Here is a 20596-nt window from a genome sequence, read left to right on the forward strand (position 1 = left end):
TTCATGAGTGATGCGAACTCTTCGTCGGCCGTAGTGTCGGCGCGCGCGAGCTCCGAACCGATGGTGGTGCGTGAGTTGGGCACCGTCGAGTACACCGAGGCCTGGGCACTGCAGCGCGAGCTGGCCGGTGCCCGGGCGGATGGCGTCGGATCCGATACGCTGCTGCTGCTCGAGCATCCGTCCGTCTACACGGCAGGGCGGCGCACTGCCGAGGAAGACATGCCGCGGGACGGCACTCCCGTCGTCGAGGTCGATCGTGGCGGCAAGATCACCTGGCACGGTCCGGGCCAACTGGTGGGTTACCCCATCGTGAAGCTCGAACAGCCGATCGACGTCGTCGAGTACGTGCGCCGGATCGAAGAAGCTCTGATCTCGGTCGTGTCCGGGTACGGCATCGCCTGCGGACGCGTCGACGGCCGATCGGGAGTGTGGTTGGCAGCCGAGATGCGCGACGGCGCGTGGCTTCCCGAACGCAAGATCGCCGCCATCGGAGTACGCGTTCAGCGTGGGGTGACGCTGCACGGATTCTCACTGAACTGCAACGCCGCCATGACCGGCTTCGATGCGATCGTCCCGTGTGGCATCGCCGATGCGGGTGTGACGTCGCTGTCGCTGGAGCTGGGCCGAGACGTCACCGTCGGCGAGGTAACCGCTGCTGTCACCGAGGCCGTTCTGGCCGCGCTGGACGGGTCGATGCCCGTGCAGGATCACGAGATCGAACATCCGGCCGTCACGAGTGCGTCGATCAACCCGCAGTTCACCACGGTCCGCTTCGGCGCGTAGCATCGACTCTGTGACTGTGGCCCCAGAAGGACGCAAGCTGCTCCGCCTCGAGATCCGAAACGCGGAGACCCCCATCGAACGCAAACCCAACTGGATCAAGACCAAAGCGAAGATGGGCCCGGAATACACCGAGCTCAAGGGTCTTGTGAAGCGTGAAGGTCTGCACACGGTGTGCGAGGAAGCCGGCTGCCCCAATATCTACGAATGCTGGGAGGATCGCGAAGCGACCTTCCTCATCGGCGGTGAGCAATGCACCCGCCGTTGCGATTTCTGTCAGATCGACACCGGCAAGCCGGAGGACCTCGATCGAGACGAGCCGCGCCGGGTGGCGGAGAGCGTGCAGGCCATGGGTCTGCGCTACTCCACGATCACCGGCGTTGCTCGGGACGATCTCGAGGACGGCGGCGCGTGGCTGTACGCCGAGACGGTGCGGTACATCAAGAAGCTGAACCCCAACACCGGCGTCGAGCTGTTGATCCCGGATTTCAACGCCAAGCCGGATCAGCTGGCCGAGGTGTTCTCTTCCCGCCCCGAGGTGTTGGCGCACAACGTCGAGACGGTGCCGCGCATCTTCAAGCGCATCCGCCCCGCCTTCCGGTATCAGCGGTCGATGGACGTCATCACCGCGGCCCGCGACGACGGTCTGGTCACCAAGTCGAATCTGATCCTCGGCATGGGTGAGACCCCGGAAGAGGCGCAGGAAGCCATTCGTGATCTGCACGAGGCCGGTTGCGACATCCTGACCATCACCCAGTACCTGCGCCCGTCGCTGCGCCACCACCCGGTCGAGCGTTGGGTCAAGCCGGAAGAGTTCGTCGAGCACTCCGATTACGCCACCGAGATCGGGTTCGCCGGTGTGCTGGCCGGTCCGTTGGTCCGCTCCTCGTACCGCGCCGGACGCCTCTACGCACAGGCCATGGCGCATCACGGCCGTGAATTGCCCGAGAGCATGAGTCACCTGACCGATGGTGGCGAGGCCTCTCAGGAGGCCAGCTCGTTGATGGCTCGTCTGGCCGCCCGCTGATCGTCGTTCCCAATCCGGAGCGGTGCGAGTGAGCGTCGGCACAGGACGTATCCTGTGAGGTATGGCGAACGGCAGTAAGGCTGGCAAAGCAGCAAAGCCCAGCAAGGAAGCAAAAGCGGCTGCCAAGGCGGCGCGCAAGCAGGCATCGAGGGAACGGCGCAAGCAGCTCTGGCAGGCGTTTCAGATGCAGCGCAAGGACGACAAGATTCTCCTGCCGCTGATGATCGGGTCGGTGGTCGGGCTGGGGCTCCTCGGGTTCCTGATCGGCCTGGCCTTCGGTTTCCAGTGGTTCCTGCTCCCCATCGGACTGCTCCTCGGAGTCCTGGTTGCGTTCATCATCTTCGGTCGCCGCGTGCAGAAGTCGGTGTACAAGAAGGCCGACGGGCAGGCCGGAGCGGCCGCGTGGGCCCTGGGCAATCTGCAGGGGTCGTGGCGGGTGACCAACGCGATCGCCGGAACCACCCATCTCGACGCCGTGCATCGTGTCATCGGCAAGCCCGGTGTCATCCTCGTGGCCGAGGGTGCACCGCACCGCGTGAAGTCGTTGTTGGCTCAGGAGAAGAAGAAGACCGCGCGCTTGGTGGGCGATACTCCGATCTACGACATCATCGTCGGCAACGAGGAGAACCAGATTCCGCTCTCGGGTCTGCAGAAGTACCTGTCGAAGTTGCCGAAGAACATCGACGGCAAGCGCATGGACACCATCGAGTCGCGGCTTTCCGCTCTCGGCACCAAGGGAGGCCCGGCGATGCCGAAGGGACCCATTCCCGGCGGAGCCAAGATGAAGGGCGTTCAGCGGACCATGAAGCGCCGCTAGTACTCACGACCACTCGAAACAGCCCTGGTGCGACGACCCCTCAGCGGGTCCGCAGCAGGGCTGTTCCCGTTGCGCGGTCGTGCATTCCTCGGCCGTCCATGTCGGTCACGACGGCCGGTACGACGAACAGTAGAATCAATTGGCGAACCAGGGCGCGGACGAACCCGACCCGCGCATGGGCGTCGATGCGTGCCACCTGAACACCGACGACGAACTGCCCCGGGGTGAACGAGAACAGTGAGACGCTCACCAGTCCCACTCCGAACCACACGGCCAGCACGATCGTCGAGATCAGGCCACTGGTGGTGTATCCGCCGAGAATCAGCGACGCCACGCCGGTGGCCATCGTCCAATCCAGCAGCAACGCGAGGACTCTACGTCCGGTACCTGCCAGCGATCCGACGCCCTGCTGCGGCAGACCCAACTCCTCCCCGCGAAAGTTCTGGGGTTCACGTGGGTTCGCCGAGGCCGGTCCGGACAACCAGGACCCTGTCATTCGTGCCATGATTTCAAGGATAGGCGCGGTCGGGCACACGGGAAAACACCTGGACGTACTGTTGTCCGTGCCAGTCGTGAGCCAGGACGTGTAACACGGGCGAAACACGAGCTTGACGGGCGGGCAACACCAAGTCCATACCGTCAGGTCGACGGACTCAACAAAGGAGCAAAAGCGTGGCGTTTTCCACGGCCCAAGAGGTCATCAAGTTCATCGCAGATGAAGGAATCGAATACGTCGACATCCGGTTCACGGATTTGCCGGGTGCACAGCAGCACTTCTCGATCGCCGCCAAGGCGTTCACGGCAGACACACTGGAAGACGGCCTCGCGTTCGACGGCTCGTCCGTCCGCGGCTTCCAGTCCATTCACGAGTCCGACATGATTCTGCTTCCGGACTACGCCACCGCTCAGGTCGATCCCTTCCGCAATGCGAAGACGCTGAACATCGACTTCTTCGTTCACGACCCGTTCACGCGTGAGGCCTACAGCCGCGACCCGCGCAACGTCGCACGCAAGGCCGAGGAGTACTTGGCGAGCACCGGCATCGCCGACACCGCTTACTTCGGTGCCGAGGCCGAGTTCTACATCTTCGATTCCGTGCGCTTCGATTCGCAGGCGAACGGCGCGTTCTACGAGGTCGATTCGTCCTCGGGTTGGTGGAACACCGGAGCCGAGACCGAGGCCGACGGCAGCCCGAACCTCGGTTACAAGGTGCGTTTCAAGGGTGGCTACTTCCCCGTCGCGCCGTACGACCACTACGTCGACCTGCGCGACCAGATCTCGACCAACCTGCAGAACGCGGGCTTCGAGCTCGAGCGTGCGCACCACGAGGTCGGCACCGGCGGTCAGCAGGAGATCAACTACAAGTTCAACACGCTGCTTCGCGCAGCGGACGACCTGCAGCTGTTCAAGTACATCGTCAAGAACACCGCATGGCAGAACGGCAAGTCCGCGACGTTCATGCCGAAGCCGCTGTTCGGCGACAACGGCTCGGGCATGCACGTGCACCAGTCCCTGTGGAAGGACGGCAAGCCTCTCTTCCACGACGAGGCCGGATACGCCGGACTGTCGGATCTCGCTCGCCACTACATCGGCGGCATCCTGCATCACGCGCCGTCGCTGCTGGCGTTCACCAACCCGACGATCAACTCGTACCACCGTCTGGTGCCGGGCTACGAGGCCCCCATCAACCTGGTCTACAGCCAGCGCAACCGCTCCGCTGCGGTGCGTATCCCGATCACCGGCAACAACCCGAAGGCCAAGCGCCTCGAGTTCCGTGCGCCGGACTCCTCGGGTAACCCGTACCTGAACTTCGCCGCTCAGATGATGGCGGGTCTGGACGGAATCAAGAACAAGATCGAGCCGATGGCTCCGGTCGACAAGGATCTCTACGAGTTGCCGCCCGAGGAAGCCAAGAACATTCCGCAGGCACCTACCTCGCTGAATGCCGTGATCGACCGGCTCGAGGCCGATCACGACTACCTCACCGAGGGTGGCGTGTTCACCACCGACCTGATCGAGACCTGGATCTCGCTCAAGCGCGAGCAGGAAATCGCTCCGGTGAACCTGCGTCCGCACCCGTACGAGTTCTCGCTGTACTACGACGTGTGATCGTCTGATTTCACGCTGACAACGCCCGGCCGAATCCTTTCGGCCGGGCGTTGTTGCGTTCCCGGGCAGTAACCGATCGGCAACGCTTAGGGCAATCGACGAAGAATTCAGACCGGTCGGCGTTTGATTGTCGGTACGCGGGGTAAAGGTATTTATCCGCTACCGGCGAACAGAGGACGACAACTGCATGGATGCACTGTGGGAATTCATCGTCGGACGGCGAAGGCAGTTGGCGATCGACTCCTATCTGCACGTCTCGGCCGTCGTTCAGTGCGTCGTCATCGCCACCGTCATCGGTGTCGCGATCGGTGTTCTGGTCTACCGCAGCCCCGCTGGGTCGGCGATCGCGACGGCTCTCGCGAGCACGATTCTGACGATCCCCTCGTTCGCGCTGCTGGGAGTTCTCATCCCCATCATGGGATTGGGCGTTCGGCCGACGGTGACCGCGTTGGTTCTGTATTCGCTACTGCCGATCATCCGCAACACCGTGGTGGGTCTCGCTGCAGTCGATCCGGCTGTCGCCGACGCCGCCCGCGGTATCGGCATGAGTCGCACGCTGGTGCTGCGACGCATCGAAATCCCTCTCGCCTGGCCGTCGATCCTCACCGGGATGCGGATCAGCACACAGATGGCCATGGGCATCCTGGCCATCGCTGCGTACGCGAAAGGCCCTGGCCTGGGCAACCTGTTGTTCTCCGGGCTCGCTCGCGTAGGCAGTCCCACAGCCCTACCGCAGGCCCTCACCGGCACTGTCCTGATCGTCCTGCTGGCGTTGATCCTGGACGGGATCTACGTGTTGATCGGCAAACTGACCACCTCGAGGGGTATCCGTGAGTGACTCGACCCGTACATCCAACGTCTCCGGCGCGGAAATCGTGCTCGAGAACGTGACCAAGAGCTACCCGGGGCAGAAGCTGGCCGCGGTGGACAACGTGTCCATGACGATTCCCGCCGGCGAGGTCGTCGTTCTGGTCGGGCCATCGGGCTGCGGCAAGACGACGACGATGCGCATGATCAACCGGCTCATCGAACCGACGTCGGGCCGCATCACCATCGGTGGCAAGGACGCGCTCTCGATCGACCCCAACGAGTTGCGTCGCACCATCGGCTATTCCATCCAGCAGGCGGGTCTGTTCCCGCACATGACGATCGCGCAGAACGTCGGCATGGTGCCCGGGCTCATCGGATGGAACAAGAAACGCATCGACGATCGCACCGACGAGATGCTCGATCTCGTCGGGCTCGATCCGGCGGTGTACCGCCAGCGCTATCCGCGTCAGCTCTCCGGTGGCCAGCAGCAGCGTGTCGGCGTCGCCCGCGCTCTCGCCGCCGATCCCCCGGTGCTGTTGATGGACGAACCCTTCGGCGCGGTCGATCCGATCACCCGAGGACTGTTGCAGGACGAGTTGATGCGGCTGCAGGCGGAACTGGGCAAGACCATCGTGTTCGTGACCCACGATTTCGACGAGGCCGTCAAGCTCGGCGATCGAATCGCGGTGCTCGGAAACCAATCGACGATCCTCCAGTACGACACCCCCGAGGCCGTTCTCGCCAACCCCGCCGACGACACCGTCGCCGGATTCGTCGGGGCCGGGGCCGCGTTGAAGCAGCTGACCCTGATGCGCGTACGCGACATCGAACTGTCCGACGTTCCCGTCTTCGGCGAGGACGATTCGGTGGAGAAGATGAACACCGCTCTCGGCTCCGATCCGGAGGCGTGGGGAATTATCCTCGATGCGCGCAAGCGGCCGCTTCGCTGGACCGATCGTCGCCACCTCGTGGGGGTCGGCAGCCTGCGCGACGTCGGTGTGCCGATGGGCGAGATGGTCTCGACGCAGTCCACCCTGCAGGACGCACTGGAAGCTCTTCTCTCCGAGGGCAACGCGACGGCCACCGTGACCGGCAACCGCGGCGAGTACGTCGGCACCGTGACGATCGACGTGTTGATCGACACCATCAAATCTCTACGCTCTCAGCACGCCAACGATCACGACGAGGCGCGCAGCGACGTCGGGACGCCGTCGTGACCACACTCGCCGACACCGGCGAAACCACGAAGGACACCGCGCGCGCCGCCAAGCGGGCCGAGCGACTCCGGCTACTCATCCAGCCCGTGGTCATCCTCGTCATAGTGGCGGTGCTCTTGGTCTACACATTCAGCCGGGACCTCACCGCCACCCAGTCGGGCACCCTCAACGCCGGCAGCATCACCACCGCCGTCCGCGAGCACGTGGCGATCACGTTCGTCGTGACCGCACTCGTACTCGCCATCGCAGTGCCGCTCGGAATTCTGCTGACGCGGCCCGGGTATCGGAAGCTGGCCCCGCTGTTCATCGGTATCGCCAACATCGGTCAGGCAGCGCCGGCCGTCGGACTGCTCGTTCTGTTGTTCCTGGCCACCGGATGGACCGGATTCACTGCCGGCGTTCTGCCCATCGCGTTCTACTCGCTGCTCCCGGTGCTGCGGAACACCATGCTGGGCTTCCAGACGGTGGACCCGAACTACATCGATGCCGCACGCGGGCAAGGCATGTCGAACATGGGCATCCTGCGGCGCATCGAGTTTCCCCTCGCGGTTCCGTTCATTCTCGCCGGTCTGCGGACCTCGCTCGTGTTGGCCGTGGGCACTGCGACCCTGAGTTTCCTGGTCGGAGCGGGCGGTTTGGGCGTGTTGATCGATACCGGCTACAAGCTCAACCAGCCGATCATTCTGGTGGTGGGAGCAGTTCTTGCTGTTGCTCTCGCACTGCTGGTCGACTGGCTGGGCGCACTCGCCGAGGCATTCCTCGGACCGAAAGGACTCCGCTGATGCGGCGCACCACTCGACGACTTGCGGCCCTGTGCGCCGCGGCAACCCTGGCGCTCTCGGGATGCGGATTGCAATCCGGCGGTGCCATGCCGTTGTCGGTCGAGCCGGGAAGCATCACCCCGCTCCCCGGCCTCGAAGGTGCCCAGTTCACCGTGGGATCCAAGGACTTCACCGAGCAGATCATCCTCGGCTACATCCTCGAATTCGCGTTGAGCGCGGCCGGAGCCGACGTACGGGATCTGACCAACATCGCCGGATCGCAAAGTGTGCGGCTGGCCATGCAGAGCGGTCAGGTGGACGTCGCGTACGAGTACACCGGTACCGGATGGATCAACTTCCTGGGCAACGAAACCCCCATTCCCGACGCCACCGAGCAGTTCGAGGCCGTGCGCGACGCCGACAAGGCCAACGGCATCGACTGGGTCAATCCGGCCCCGATGGACAACACGTACGCGCTGGCGATGAATCAGCAGGTGGCACAGGAGACCGGGGTTCGCACCCTGTCCGACTACGCGGCGCTGGTGAACAGCGACCCCGCCGCGGCAGCACTGTGTGTGGAGACCGAGTTCAACAGTCGTCAGGACGGGTTGCCCGGGCTCGCCGCCACGTACGGATTCGACGCCAGCACGTTGCCGGTGCAGATTCTGCAGACCGGCGTCATCTATCAGGCCACGGCCGAGGGCGCGCAGTGCCGGTTCGGTGAGGTGTTCACCACCGACGGACGTATCAAGGGCCTGAATCTGACGGTCGTCGAAGACGACAAGTCGTTCTTCCCGCGCTACAACGCGACCGTCATCATCCGCCAGGAGGTCGCCGATCAGTACCCCGAGATCGCCGAGGTGACCGCACCGATCTCGGCCGCGTTGACCAACGAGGCCATTTCCGAGCTGAACAAGCAGGTCGACATCGACGGACGCGAGCCTGCGGACGTCGCACGGGACTGGATGGTTCAGCAGGGATTCGTCACCGTCGGAAGTGATTAGAGGCAGACGGGGACTAGTTCCCGCCGAACGTCCTCTCCACCACTGCCTTTGCTCGACGCGTCACTCGTAGGTAGTTGTCGAGGAACGCTCCGGCGTCGCCGTTCTCCCAACCCGCGACCTGCGCGACTGCGGAGAGCACAGCTCCCGGTCGCGGCAGCTGATCGGTGGGCTTACCGCGAACCAGGACCAGCGCGTTGCGGGCCTTGGTTGCGAGAATCCATGCTTCCCTGAGCAATTCGACGTCGGTTTCGCTCATGAGCTCGGCTGCGCCGATGGCGTCGAGTGACTGCAGAGTCGAGGTGTTGTGCAGCGTCAGGACCTTGTGCGCGTACCTGAGTTGGATGAGCTGGACGGTCCACTCGATGTCTGCCAGTCCCCCACGTCCGAGCTTGGTGTGGGTGGAGGGGTCGGCCCCCTTGGGTAGACGCTCGGAGTCGATGCGCGCCTTGATGCGTCGGATTTCGCGGACCGCATCGGCGGACACGCCGCCCTCGGGGTAGCGCACCTTGTCGGCCATCAGCAGGAATCGGATTCCGAGATCCTGGTCGCCGGCCACCTGGTGTGCGCGCAGTAGAGCCTGCACTTCCCAGGCCTGAGCCCACTGCGAGTAGTACGCGGCGTACGACGACAGGGTGCGCACCACCGGTCCGCTTCGCCCTTCCGGTCGCAGACCGGTATCGACTTCGAGGGGCGGGTCGGTGCTGGGCGCACCGAGCAGTTTGCGGATGCGATCGGCAATGGTGTTGGCCCACTTGACCGCAACGGTCTCGTCGACTCCGTCGACCGGATCACAGACGAACAGCACGTCGGCGTCGCTGCCGTAGCCGAGCTCACCGCCGCCGAGGCGACCCATGCCGATGACGGCCAGCGTTGCCGGTGCCGGTTCCCCGCGTTCCTTCTCGCTGGCGCGTACGGCTGCGGCGAGGGCGGCGTTTATGACCGCGGCCCAGACCGAGGACAAGGCCCGGCACACCTGAGGGACGTCCAGCATGCCGAGGATGTCCGCCGAGGCCACGCGGGCCAGCTCGTGACGCCGAAGCGCCCTGGCGGCGTTGATGGCTCGAACCGGGTCCTCGTACCGAGCCGAGGACGACAGGATGGCGCGGTACGTCTCTTCCGGCTCGACATCGAGCAGGCGCGGACCTGTGGGTCCGTCGGCGAACAGACGGATGACCTCGGGAGCTTTGATCAACAGATCCGGGACGTAGGCCGAGGAGCCGAGCACGATCATCAGGCGCTGTGCCACTGCGCCTTCGTCGCGCAGCACGCGCAGGAACCACGTCTGCTCCCCCGCCGATTCGGACAGCCTGCGGTAGTTGAGCAGTCCGGCGTCGGGGTCAGGGGTGTCGGCGAGCCATTCGAGCAGCGTCGGAAGCAACACCGCCTGAATCTGACCGCGGCGGGTGCCCGAGCCGACGAGCGCACGCAGGTGGCCCAACGCATTCTGCGGGGTCGCGTAGCCGAGCGCAGCGAGCTGACGCGTTGCGGCGTCGGGCGTCAGACGCACCGTCTCGGAGTCGAACTTGACCACCGAGTCGAGCAACGGCCGGTAGAAGAGCTTGGCGTGCAACCGGCGGATGCGCTGCGCATTGCGCTTGATCTCGGCGTTCAGCACGCCGAGCGCGTCGCGGTTGCCGTCGGGTCGCATGTGCGCCGAACGGGCCAGCCAGCGCAGGGCTTCCTCGTCGTCCTGAGGAGGCAGGGTGTGTGTGCGACGCATTCGCTGCATCTGCAGGCGGTGCTCGATCAGCCGGAGAAACTCGTAGGAGGCCGTCAGGTTCGCGGCATCGTCGCGGCCCACGTAGCCGCCCTCGGTGAGTGCGGTCAGTGCATCGGTCGTGCCGAGAACGCGCAGCGACTCGTCGGTTCGACCGTGCACCAATTGCAGAAGCTGGACGGCGAATTCGACGTCCCGCAGGCTGCCGCGTCCGAGTTTGATCTCGCGCTCGCGGAGCTCAGGCGGCACCATCTCCTCGACGCGACGCCGCATGGCGCGCACCTCGGGCACGAAGTCCTCGCGCTGGCTGGCCAACCACACCATCGGGTTGACCGCGTCGACGTAATCGTTGCCGAGCGCGATGTCGCCGGTCATCGGGCGGGCTTTGAGCAGCGCCTGGAACTCCCAGGTCTTGGCCCAACGCTTGTAGTAGGCGACATGCGAATCCAGGGTGCGGACCAACTCGCCGCGCTTGCCCTCGGGCCGCAGCGCCGCGTCCACCTCGAAGAACGCCGAGGATCCGATGCGCATCATCTCACCGGCGATGCGGCTCGCCTGCGAGTCGGCGGGCTCCGCGACGAACACGACATCGACGTCGGATACGTAATTGAGTTCGCGCGCACCGCATTTGCCCATTGCCACGACGGCCAGACGCGTCGGACACGGAGCGTCCGGGCACACGGTGGCCACGGCCACCGCCAGTGCGGCGGTGAGCGCAGCGTCGGCCATGTCGGACAGCTGCGACCCGACCACCGTGTACGGCAGGACGGGTTCGTTCTCGACGGTCGCGGCGAGGTCGTATGCCGCCAGCACCATGATCTGGTCGCGGTACTTCTTGCGCAGCGCGATCACCGCGGGCGGTCCTGTGACGGATGCGCGGTACAGGTCCGGTGCGGCGTTGGGGCCGGTCTCGGGTTCGGCCCCGACGGCTTCGAGCAGTTCAGCGACCAGGGTGGCTTTGGTGGGGAGCTCGATCTTGGCCGAGACTCCGCTGCTCTGACCTTCCTTGGTCAGCAGCAGACGCCAGGTGCTGTCGTCGGCAACCAGGTGATCGGCGAGCGCACTGGAAGCGCCGACGAGACCGAGGATGCGCCCGCGGAAGCCCTTGTCGGTGCGCAGTGCCGAGTCGAACTCGGCCCACCCGGCACCGAGCAGTTCGTACATCCGCACCAGCGTCCGCAGTGCGAGGTCTGCGTTGGGCGCACGGGAGAGCGACCACAGCAGCTCGAGGCTTTCCTCCCCCGTCCAGCCGAGGGTGCGCAGGTCGGACGGCGCAGTTTCTTCGACGAGGCCGAGACGGCCCGGTCCGGGAACGACGGATCTGGAGGTCGGAGGACGCACCATCAGAATCCACCTCGGGGTGCCACAGAATTACCTCGTCGTCAGTACACAGCGGCGCGAGGGTGCTCGCGTCGGCATCGGAACTACCATTGAAGGATCGAGTAGAACGTAGCCCATGACGACGCCGTGCTGTTAAAGACCCAGGTAGGCCTTCAGCTCGTACGGCGTGACGTGACTGCGGTATTCCTCCCACTCGCGACGCTTGTTGCGGAGGAAGAAGTCGAAGACGTGCTCGCCCAGTGCTTCGGCGACCAGTTCGGAGCCTTCCATCGCGTTCAAGGCCTGATCGAGGTTGCCAGGTAGTTCCTTGTAACCCATGGCGCGACGCTCGGCGGAGGTCAACGCCCACACGTCTTCCTCGGCCTCGGGCGGCAGGGTGTAGCCCTTCTCGATTCCGCGAAGACCGGCCGCGAGCAGCACCGCGAATGCCAGGTACGGGTTGCAGGCCGAGTCCGGGCTACGGATCTCGACGCGACGCGAGGATGCCTTGTTCGGGGTGTACATCGGCACGCGGATCAGTGCCGAGCGGTTCGCCGGTCCCCAGGATGCAGCGGTCGGTGCTTCGCCGCCGCGCACGAGTCGCTTGTAGGAGTTGACCCACTGGTTGGTCACGGCGCTGATCTCGTTGGCGTGTTCGAGGATGCCGGCGATGAACGACTTGCCGGTCTCCGAGAGCTGCATCGGGTCGTCCGGGTTGTGGAAGGCGTTGGCGTCGCCCTCGAACAGGCTCATGTGCGTGTGCATCGCCGAGCCGGCCTGGTCGCTGAACGGCTTGGGCATGAACGTCGCGCGCACACCCTCCTCGATGGCGACTTCCTTGACCACGTAGCGGAAGGTCATGATGTTGTCGGCCATCGACAGTGCGTCGGCGTAGCGGAGGTCGATCTCCTGCTGGCCGGGTGCGGCCTCGTGGTGGCTGAACTCGACGGAGATTCCCATCGACTCGAGCGCGTCGATGGCGTGCCTGCGGAAGTTCGGGGCCGAGTCGTGGACGGCCTGGTCGAAGTATCCGCCGTTGTCGGCCGGGGTCGGCGGTGAGCCGTCCTGCGGGGCGTCCTTGAGCAGGAAGAATTCGATCTCTGGGTGCACGTAGCAGCTGAACCCGAGGTCCGCGGCCTTGCTCAACTGGCGACGCAGCACGTGGCGCGAGTCGGCCCAGGACGGCGAGCCGTCGGGCATGGCGATGTCGCAGAACATTCGCGCCGAGTGCTGGTGGCCCTTGCTGGTGGACCACGGCAGAATCTGGAACGTCGACGGATCGGGCTTGGCCACGGTGTCGGCCTCGGACACGCGGGCGAATCCTTCGATGGCGCTACCGTCGAAACCGATTCCCTCGTCGAAAGCCCCTTCGAGCTCGGCGGGGGCGATGGCCACCGACTTGAGGTACCCGAGGACGTCGGTGAACCAGAGGCGGACGAAACGAATGTCGCGCTCTTCGAGGGTCCGGAGCACGAATTCCTTTTGACGATCCATGAACGCGAGAGTAAGCAAACGGAGTTAAATCTGTGTTACATCGTGAATTCGGTCTCACTTCGTGAAACTCTCAGCCCACTTTCCAGGTGGTGAGGTAGCACGTCAGCACCGCAATCCGTCTCCTGGCGGAACCAGATCGACAAGATAGTTCACCAACGGATCGTCGATGCACTCGACGCCCGAGAAGGCGACCGTGTGCTGGGTGCCCTCGTAGGTCACCAGATCGCCGCGCAGCTGAGCAGCCAACTCCACACCTGCCTGGTACGGCGTGGCCGGATCGTCGGTCGTCGAGACCACTACCAGGGTCGGCAGTCCCTCGACGTCGACGATGTGCGGTTCGCTCGTGTTCGGCACCGGCCAGAAGGCACACAGGTCGAGCGGCGCGTTGCCCGTCGCTCGGCCGTCGTCCAGATACGGCGCGGCGGCACGGAACCTGACGTCCGCCGCGTCGGCCTCGGCGCGATCGGTGGTCGGCGGGCCGTCGACGCAGCGAACAGCGTTGAACGCGTCGTCGATGTTGGTGTAGCTGCCGTCTTCGAGTCGTCCGGAGTAGGTGTCGGCGAGCCGGAGCAGGGTGTCGCCCCGGCCGTCGCGCAGTTCGTTCAATCCGGCCCGCAGCAGACGCCACAGCTGCTGCGAGTACAGAGCCTGCTGGGCACCGGTGATCGCATCGTCGTAGCTGAGACCGCGAGGGTCGGTCGTCTCGGCCGGCTGGTCGATCAGCGGGTCGACCAACGATCGGAACTGCTCGACTGCCTGGGCCGGATCGGTTCCGAGCGGGCAGGTGTCGGTCTGTGCGCAGTCGGCGGCGAACTGATCGAAAGCGGTCTGGAACGCCGCGCCCTGGGCGACGGCTTCGTCGACGGGTGACTGGTCGGGATCGAGCGCACCGTCGAGCACCATCGCGCGCACGTTCGACGGGAACTCCTCGGCGTACGCGGTCCCGATCCGGGTGCCGTAGGAGTAACCGATGTAGGTCAGTTTCTCGTCGCCGAGAACCGCACGGATGACGTCCATGTCGCGCACCACTTCCCTGGTGCCGACGTGTTCGAGCACGTCCGCCCCGGTGCGCTCGACGCATTGCGCGGCGTAGTCCCGATGTTCGGCCTCGGTCGCCGCGATGCCCTCGGGGCTGACGTCCACATCGGGTTCGCGACGTTCCTCGTCGACCTCCTCGGATGTCAGGCATCGCACCTCCGGTTCGGATGCTCCGATCCCGCGTGGGTCGAAGCCGATCCGATCGAAGCGATCGGCGACGGTAGTGCCTGCGGCCTGCCCGGCAAGGTAGAGCCCCGACGAGCCGGGCCCGCCCGGGTTCATCAGTACCGATCCGATCTTCTCGCCCGTCGCCTTCGTCCGCGAGACGGCGACCTCGATCGTCTTGCCCTCAGGGGCTGCGTAATCCAGTGGCACGGTCACCATCGCGCATTCGACGGCACTTCCCAGTTCGCTGCCGTCGGTGTTGTAGCTGTCGCAGGACTCCCACTCCAGGGTCTGGGTGTAGAACGCCTCGAGCCCCGAGGGAATCGGGCCGGCGACCGATGCCGGCGACGACGCGTCGGGCACCGCGGAGTTCTCCGGTGTGGCGGTGGGCTCGGGGCCGGAGCAGCCTGCGAGCACCACGGCCACGGCCGACATCGCCACGGCCGTCTTCCTGGTGCGCGTTCTCATGGATACGATCGTGCCAGGTCTTTCGAGCGTGTCGCTGTCGCTGCCCGGCGGGGACGTCGTGCGCGCACTAGCGTGGGCGCAGTGCAGGCACTTCGACTCGCCCTCGCCCAGATCAACTCCGTCGTAGGCGATCTTGCGGCGAACTCCGCAGCCATCGTCGAGTGGACGGTCCGTGCAGCCCACGACGGTGCCAACGTGGTGGTGTTTCCCGAGATGGCGCTGACCGGATACCCCGTCGAGGACTTGGCTCTGCGACCGTCGTTCGCCGCCGCATCGGCTCGCGCCCTCACCGAGCTGGCTGCCGCCTTGGACAGTGCCGGGTGCGGCGACCGCATCGTGGTGGTCGGCTACCTCGATCGCGACGCCGAGGGCTCGCGGAACAGCGCGGCAGTGATCACCGATGGACGCGTTGCCACTCGATACGACAAGCACTCGCTCCCCACCTACCGAGTGTTCGACGAGGCCCGCTACTTCGCTCCGGGATCCGGCCTGAGCATCACGACGGTGAACGGCCTGCGGCTCGGTGTCGTTGTCTGCGAGGATATCTGGCAGCCGGGCGGGCCGGTGCCGGCCTACGGGGCAGCTGGAGTCGACATGTTGCTCTGCCTCAACGCGAGCCCTTTCGAGCAAGGAAAGGACGAGGTGCGCCGCTCCATCGCCGCGCGCCGAGCCACCGAGATCGGCGCTCCGATCGCCTACGTCAACGTGGTCGGTGGACAGGACGAGTTGGTGTTCGACGGGGCGAGCTTCGTCGTCGGGCCCGACGGTTCCACCTGGGGCCGCTCCCCTCAGTTCGTCGAGCATCTGCTGATCGTCGACGTCGATGCGCCCGCCGATCCGGGTCCGGACGCCGCGACGGTACCCGGCTGGAGCATCGACCGGATACCGCTGCCCGACGTCGCGATCACCGGCTGGCAGCGAGCCGAGCCGTACCTCGCAGAGATCGCGAGCACCGAGGAACAGGTGTGGGGCGCACTGGTGACCGGACTACGAGACTATGTGCACAAGAACGGTTTTCGTTCGGTGGCTCTCGGATTGTCCGGCGGGATAGATTCTGCGGTGGTCGCCGCCATCGCAGTCGACGCCCTCGGCCACGACGCGGTACACGGAGTGTCGATGCCCTCGACGTACTCGTCGGACCATTCCCGCACCGACGCAGAGGATTTCGCGTCGCGCACCGGTATCCATTTCCGCGTTGAGCCCATTGCCGACATGGTTGCTTGCTACGTGGACCAACTGCATCTGACCGGCTTGGCCGAGGAGAACATTCAGGCCCGCTGCCGGGGCATGGTGTTGATGGCGCTGTCGAACAGCTTCGGCCATCTGGTGCTCGCCACCGGTAACAAATCCGAGCTGGCCGTTGGCTATTCGACGATCTACGGAGATGCCGTCGGCGGCTTCGCGCCGATCAAGGACGTGCCGAAGTCACTCGTCTGGGATCTGGCGCGGTGGCGAAACAAGTCCGCTGCCGACCGTGGTGACATCCCTCCGATACCCGAGTCGAGCATCGACAAGCCGCCGTCCGCCGAGCTCCGGCCGGGCCAGCTCGATACCGACTCGTTGCCCGACTACGACGAACTGGACGCCATCGTGTTTCGCTACGTCGATCACGACCAAGGGTTCGCGGACATCGTGGCGGCCGGGTTCGACGCGGCGGTGGTCGCGGACATTCTGCGCAAGGTCGATGCGTCGGAATACAAGCGGCGCCAGTACCCGATCGGCACCAAGGTCACTTCTCGTGCGTTCGGTCGCGATCGCCGCATGCCGATCACCAACGGCTGGCGGGACTACTCGACGCTCGACGGGGTGTGACCAATTGCACTGCCGGTAGCTGCCCGGCAGGTCGCGCGCAGTGGCAGACTTGCCCACGTCATCACACCCCATCCCGGGGACCCGCCGAGCGGGCCTCGAGGACCAGAAAGGGACAAAGATGTCCGAAACTGCTGTGTACGGCGGATCTGCCCAGGAGGCACCCTCCACCGCATTGACCCGCAAGACCCGCACCCACCACCTTCTGCAGATGAAGTCCGACGGTGAGCGCTGGGGAATGCTCACCGCCTACGACTACTCCAGCGCCCGCATCTTCGAGGAAGCCGGCGTACCTGTTCTCCTCGTCGGCGATTCGGCGGCCAACGTCGTCTACGGATACGACACCACCGTGCCGATCACCGTGGACGAGCTTCTTCCGCTGGTTCGCGGAGTGGTCCGCGGCGCACCGCACGCCCTCGTGGTCGCAGATCTGCCCTTCGGCACGTACGAGGCCTCGCCGCAGCAGGCCCTCGAAACCGCAGTTCGGTTCATGAAAGAAGGGCTCGCAGGCGCAGTCAAGCTCGAGGGCGGCGAGCGCGTGGCCGCTCAGATCGCTGCGATCACCGCCGCGGGCATCCCGGTGATGGCCCACGTCGGCTTCACCCCGCAGAGCGTCAACACGTTGGGTGGATTCCGCGTCCAGGGTCGCGGAGACGCGTCCGAGCAGCTCGTGGCCGACGCCATCGCAGTCCAGGAGGCGGGTGCATTCGCCGTCGTCATGGAGATGGTTCCCGCCGACATCGCCGGCCAGGTGACCCGCAAGCTGACCATTCCGACGGTCGGTATCGGCGCGGGCAACGAATGCGACGCGCAGGTACTGGTGTGGCAGGACATGGCCGGATACACCAATGGCAAGACCGCGAAGTTCGTGAAGAAGTTCGCCGACGTCGGCGATTCACTGCGGACCGCGGCAACGACGTACATGTCCGAGGTGCGATCGGGAGTCTTCCCCGGGCCCGAACACAGCTACTGATCGTTCTCGCCTCGCCGGAGTTCGGGTGGCACACTCGGGGCCATGACAATCAGACGGGGTACGACGTCCATTGCAGGAAGAAGCGCAGTCGCATTGGCAGGCGCGGCTGCGCTTCTCGTCGTAGCGACTGCATGCAGCACCGACACCACCAACACCGGTTCGTCGTCCACCACGACGGTCGCACCGACCCCGACGGTCACCGCACCGCCTGCGGGCGCAGCGATCACCGACGCGCAGAAGCAGCAGCTGTGCACCGATCTCGAAGCGCAGCTGTCCAATTGGCGCGTCCAAGGGCCCACCCTTGGTCGCGGCGGGCTCAACATTCTCGTGCAGACCTGGGCGGCGCAGAGCGGCGTCATCAATCTTCAGGTGGTGCAGGACCGAGCGATCATCGACGACATCACGACGGAAACGTGTTCGGACGTACGAGACGAGGCCATCCGATCGCTCGACATTCCGGACCTCGCGTCCGGTCTGGTGGGCTTCTGAGATGCGGACCCTCTACCCCGAAATCGATCCTGTGGAGACCGGCCACCTCGATGTCGGCGACGGCCAACAGATCTACTGGGAGGTCTCCGGCAATCCCGACGGTGCGCCGGTAGTGTTCGTGCACGGCGGTCCGGGCGGTGCCACCAATCCGTTGCAGCGCAGGTATTTCGACCCGCAGGCCTATCGAATCGTGTTGTTCGATCAGCGCGGCTGCGGGCAGTCGACCCCGCACATTGCCGACGGTGCCGATCTGTCGGTCAACACCACCGACCGGTTGATCTCGGACATGGAGAAGCTCCGCGAGCACCTGGGTATCGACACGTGGTTGGTGTTCGGCGGTTCGTGGGGCTCGACGCTGTCCCTGGCGTACGCGCAGTCGCACCGTGATCGTGTGCGTGGGCTCGTACTACGGGGAATCTTTCTCGTGCGTCCGTCGGAGATCTCCTGGTACTACGGCGGCGGGGCAGGCCACATCTTCCCCGATCTGTGGGAGAAGTTTCTCGAACCCATTCCGGAAGACGAGCGCGACGGCAATCTCGTCGAGGCGTATCACCGGCAGCTGATGTCCGAAGACCACGAAGCCGCGACGCGAGCTGCGGTGGCATGGTCCACCTGGGAGGCAGCGACGAGTTACCTGCTACCCAAACCGGATGCAGTGCAAAACAACTCGGATGCACGGTTCGCCCTGGCATTCGCCGGTATCGAGAACCACTACTTCCGGAACAACTGCTTTCTCGAAGAGAATCAACTGCTGCGCGACGCCCACCTGCTCGACGGCATTCCCGGCGTCATCGTGCAGGGCCGCTACGACGTCGTGTGCCCGGCAACGAGCGCGTGGGCACTGCACAAGGCCTGGCCCTCAGCAGATCTGGTGATCGTCGACGATGCCGGTCATTCTGCGGCCGAGCCCGGCATCGTGCATCACCTCGTCGAGGCGACGGATCGTTTCAGGCCGTGACGGCCGAGTAGTCGAATCGTACTGCGCGCGAGTCGGTGTCGGCCCGGGTCAACCGGACCTTCACCGACTCCCCCGCGGGCGGTTCCCCGTCGCACTTGCCGAGGACGATCGGTTCGGACACCAGCACCTCGGCATCCCGCTTGCCCTCGGCACCGCGCAGTACGACCGCTGAGAACTGCTCGCCCACTCGGTCTTTGAGTACGTGCGCTTCGGTGAGGTCGATGCAGGCGCGGTCCACTTTCGATGCCGCAGAATCCGATCCGCGCATGATTGCAGGCAGCTCCGGCAAAGCCTGTGCTGCCCAGTCCGGTATCGGAGTTCCCGCGACGACCGCCAGGCACACCTCGGTGGCGAATCGATCGGACAGCCGCCGCAGTGGCGCCGTCACGTGGGCGTACGGGGCACCGATTCCAGAATGTTCCACCGACTCGTCGCTGTCGGCAGGGGTGGTGGTGCGATCGAACGCGCGGTAGTCCGCACCACGCAGCAAACCTGTCGCCTGCGTCATCATCGCCAGTGTCGACGGCTCACCGGTAGGCAAACCGGCCAGCACTGCGCCGGCCGATGCCCCTGCCGGCCAATCGATTCCGAGTGCGGTCGCTGTCTTCTTCAACGTCTCCACGGCCTCGGCGGGCGCGGGTGGGAGGGTACGGACGAGGCCGATTCCGGCGTCGAGCATGATTCTGGCGGCGCACATACCCGTCAAGAGCGACACCTCGGCGTTCCACCCGTCCACTGCCGTGCGTGGCTGCAGATCGATGCGCCACCCTTTTCCGTGCGGCGTCACTTCCTGCTCGGGCAGTGTGATGTCGATTGCCCCGCGCCGCCTGGCTGCGGCCGCGCGCTGTGCCCCGAATTCCGCCAGCGCCGCGATGGAGGGGTGCGGTGTGCCTGCGTCGACGTCGGCCTGCACTGCGGCGTAGTCGAGCCGTGCAACAGAGCGCACCAGCGCGCGGGTGACGGTCCACGCGGCCGCCTCGCCGACGTCGTCGAGTTCGATGGTCCACAACGCGGCGCAGCGAGTCTGTCCCTCCAGCAGGCTGCCCGAACCCTCCGACAGCTCTCGTGGATGCAACGGCACAGATCCGTCGGGGAGGTAGAACGTCTGGCCGCGTCGACGGGTTTCGGCATCGAGCGCTCCCCCGGGCGTCACCAGTGCGCCCACATCGGCGATCGCGTAGTGCACCACCAATCCGTTGGCCGTCTTCTCGATGTGTACGGCTTGGTCGAGGTCCTTCGACCCGAGTGGGTCGATGGTGACGAACGGGATGTCGGTGCGGTCGATTCTGCTGTCGGCGTGCAGGTCTCGTGCTTCGATCGCCTCGCGCATCACGTCTACGTCGAAAGCTTCGGTGAGAGCGAACTCGGATCTGATGGCCTCGAAGTCGAAGCCCGGAGCCCTCAGCCGGGTGAGCAGCACCGTCAGTTGTTCCAGTCGTCGTCGGAATCTGCGGCCTTGTTGCGCGCCGCGGCTATCTTCAGCGCCTGCTCCGCGGTGGCCTTGTCCGGATACGGGCCCATGCGGTCGAGGGCGTTGGTCTGCTTGCCCTGTACGACCTGCTTGGTGGTGATGTCGTAGTACCAGGAGGTGTCGTCGTCGGTCATGACTTCCAGTGTGCCCCATGGAGCGACGCCGCAGG

18 protein-coding genes are annotated in these 20596 nt (G+C 65.3%); 12 read left to right on the plus strand and 6 right to left on the minus strand.

Translation table 11 applies throughout. The features are described 5' to 3' along the window. The first annotated feature begins 3 nt into the window (after positions 1-3). The 3 genes from lipB (at position 4) to QM590_RS03475 (ending at position 2624) form a co-directional block, all read left to right on the plus strand. Entirely contained in the window at positions 4-783 is a 780-nt protein-coding gene (gene lipB / locus QM590_RS03465) for a lipoyl(octanoyl) transferase LipB (RefSeq protein ID WP_269593873.1), read from the plus strand. 10 nt (positions 784-793) lie between these two features. Continuing rightward, positions 794-1807 (plus strand): lipoyl synthase, encoded by a 1014-nt coding sequence (gene lipA / locus QM590_RS03470; protein WP_269593872.1) that lies wholly within the window; start codon positions 794-796, stop codon positions 1805-1807. 61 nt (positions 1808-1868) lie between these two features. Beyond that, on the plus strand, positions 1869-2624 hold the full coding sequence (locus tag QM590_RS03475) for a DUF4191 domain-containing protein (RefSeq protein WP_269593871.1): 756 nt from the start codon (positions 1869-1871) through the stop codon (positions 2622-2624). A 40-nt stretch (positions 2625-2664) separates the two neighbouring features. On the opposite strand, the gene QM590_RS03480 is transcribed toward QM590_RS03475, so the two are convergent. Continuing rightward, positions 2665-3129 (minus strand): RDD family protein, encoded by a 465-nt coding sequence (locus QM590_RS03480; RefSeq protein ID WP_149406144.1) that lies wholly within the window; start codon positions 3127-3129, stop codon positions 2665-2667. Positions 3130-3296: 167 nt separating this feature from the next. On the opposite strand from QM590_RS03480, the gene glnA (QM590_RS03485) reads away from it, so the two are divergent. The 5 genes from glnA (QM590_RS03485) (at position 3297) to QM590_RS03505 (ending at position 8525) form a co-directional block, all read left to right on the plus strand. Beyond that, a complete protein-coding gene (gene glnA / locus QM590_RS03485; RefSeq protein WP_032368128.1) occupies positions 3297-4733 on the plus strand; it encodes a type I glutamate--ammonia ligase in 1437 nt (478 codons plus the stop codon). A gap of 187 nt (positions 4734-4920) precedes the next feature. Beyond that, positions 4921-5571, plus strand: coding sequence for an ABC transporter permease (locus QM590_RS03490; protein WP_037192916.1), 651 nt, complete (start codon positions 4921-4923; stop codon positions 5569-5571). Continuing rightward, a complete protein-coding gene (locus QM590_RS03495) occupies positions 5564-6760 on the plus strand; it encodes an ABC transporter ATP-binding protein (RefSeq protein ID WP_149406145.1) in 1197 nt (398 codons plus the stop codon). The genes QM590_RS03490 and QM590_RS03495 overlap by 8 nt, the downstream gene beginning before the upstream one ends. After that, complete coding sequence (locus QM590_RS03500) at positions 6757-7542, plus strand: ABC transporter permease (RefSeq protein WP_149406146.1); 786 nt, start codon at positions 6757-6759, stop codon at positions 7540-7542. Before QM590_RS03495 ends, QM590_RS03500 begins: the two co-directional genes overlap by 4 nt. Then, positions 7542-8525 carry a glycine betaine ABC transporter substrate-binding protein gene (locus QM590_RS03505; RefSeq protein ID WP_094688453.1) on the plus strand — a complete coding sequence of 328 codons (984 nt, stop codon included), beginning with the start codon at positions 7542-7544 and terminating at the stop codon, positions 8523-8525. Before QM590_RS03500 ends, QM590_RS03505 begins: the two co-directional genes overlap by 1 nt. Positions 8526-8538: 13 nt before the next feature. Here QM590_RS03505 and QM590_RS03510 read toward each other — a convergent pair whose 3' ends face one another. The 3 genes from QM590_RS03510 to QM590_RS03520 all read right to left on the minus strand — a co-directional run bounded on the left by QM590_RS03510 (position 8539) and on the right by QM590_RS03520 (position 14727). Beyond that, positions 8539-11586 carry a bifunctional [glutamine synthetase] adenylyltransferase/[glutamine synthetase]-adenylyl-L-tyrosine phosphorylase gene (locus tag QM590_RS03510; protein ID WP_269593870.1) on the minus strand — a complete coding sequence of 1016 codons (3048 nt, stop codon included), beginning with the start codon at positions 11584-11586 and terminating at the stop codon, positions 8539-8541. 129 nt (positions 11587-11715) lie between these two features. After that, positions 11716-13056 (minus strand): type I glutamate--ammonia ligase, encoded by a 1341-nt coding sequence (glnA, locus tag QM590_RS03515; RefSeq protein ID WP_032379097.1) that lies wholly within the window; start codon positions 13054-13056, stop codon positions 11716-11718. A 102-nt stretch (positions 13057-13158) separates the two neighbouring features. Further along, positions 13159-14727 (minus strand): alpha/beta hydrolase, encoded by a 1569-nt coding sequence (locus QM590_RS03520; protein WP_269593869.1) that lies wholly within the window; start codon positions 14725-14727, stop codon positions 13159-13161. 81 nt (positions 14728-14808) lie between these two features. Here QM590_RS03520 and QM590_RS03525 point away from each other — a divergent pair, with 81 nt between their 5' ends. The 4 genes from QM590_RS03525 (at position 14809) to pip (ending at position 18956) form a co-directional block, all read left to right on the plus strand. Further along, a complete protein-coding gene (locus QM590_RS03525; protein ID WP_269593868.1) occupies positions 14809-16539 on the plus strand; it encodes an NAD+ synthase in 1731 nt (576 codons plus the stop codon). Between the two features lie 118 nt (positions 16540-16657). Continuing rightward, on the plus strand, positions 16658-17509 hold the full coding sequence (gene panB, locus QM590_RS03530) for a 3-methyl-2-oxobutanoate hydroxymethyltransferase (protein ID WP_149406151.1): 852 nt from the start codon (positions 16658-16660) through the stop codon (positions 17507-17509). A gap of 42 nt (positions 17510-17551) precedes the next feature. Further along, complete coding sequence (locus tag QM590_RS03535) at positions 17552-17998, plus strand: hypothetical protein (RefSeq protein ID WP_176460269.1); 447 nt, start codon at positions 17552-17554, stop codon at positions 17996-17998. 1 nt (position 17999) lies between these two features. Further along, positions 18000-18956: a prolyl aminopeptidase gene (gene pip / locus QM590_RS03540; protein ID WP_269593867.1), complete on the plus strand. Its 957-nt coding sequence runs from the start codon at positions 18000-18002 to the stop codon at positions 18954-18956. Here pip and QM590_RS03545 read toward each other — a convergent pair. Both QM590_RS03545 and QM590_RS03550 read right to left on the minus strand, forming a co-directional pair. Beyond that, a complete protein-coding gene (locus QM590_RS03545) occupies positions 18946-20376 on the minus strand; it encodes an RNB domain-containing ribonuclease (RefSeq protein ID WP_269593866.1) in 1431 nt (476 codons plus the stop codon). The two genes, pip and QM590_RS03545, sit on opposite strands and share 11 nt — an antisense overlap. Positions 20377-20378: 2 nt before the next feature. Further along, entirely contained in the window at positions 20379-20561 is a 183-nt protein-coding gene (locus tag QM590_RS03550) for a hypothetical protein (RefSeq protein ID WP_094688449.1), read from the minus strand. Between the last annotated feature and the right edge of the window lie 35 nt (positions 20562-20596).

Origin of the sequence: Rhodococcus sp. IEGM 1372 (assembly GCF_030056835.1) — a bacterium.
Lineage (GTDB): Bacteria > Actinomycetota > Actinomycetes > Mycobacteriales > Mycobacteriaceae > Rhodococcoides.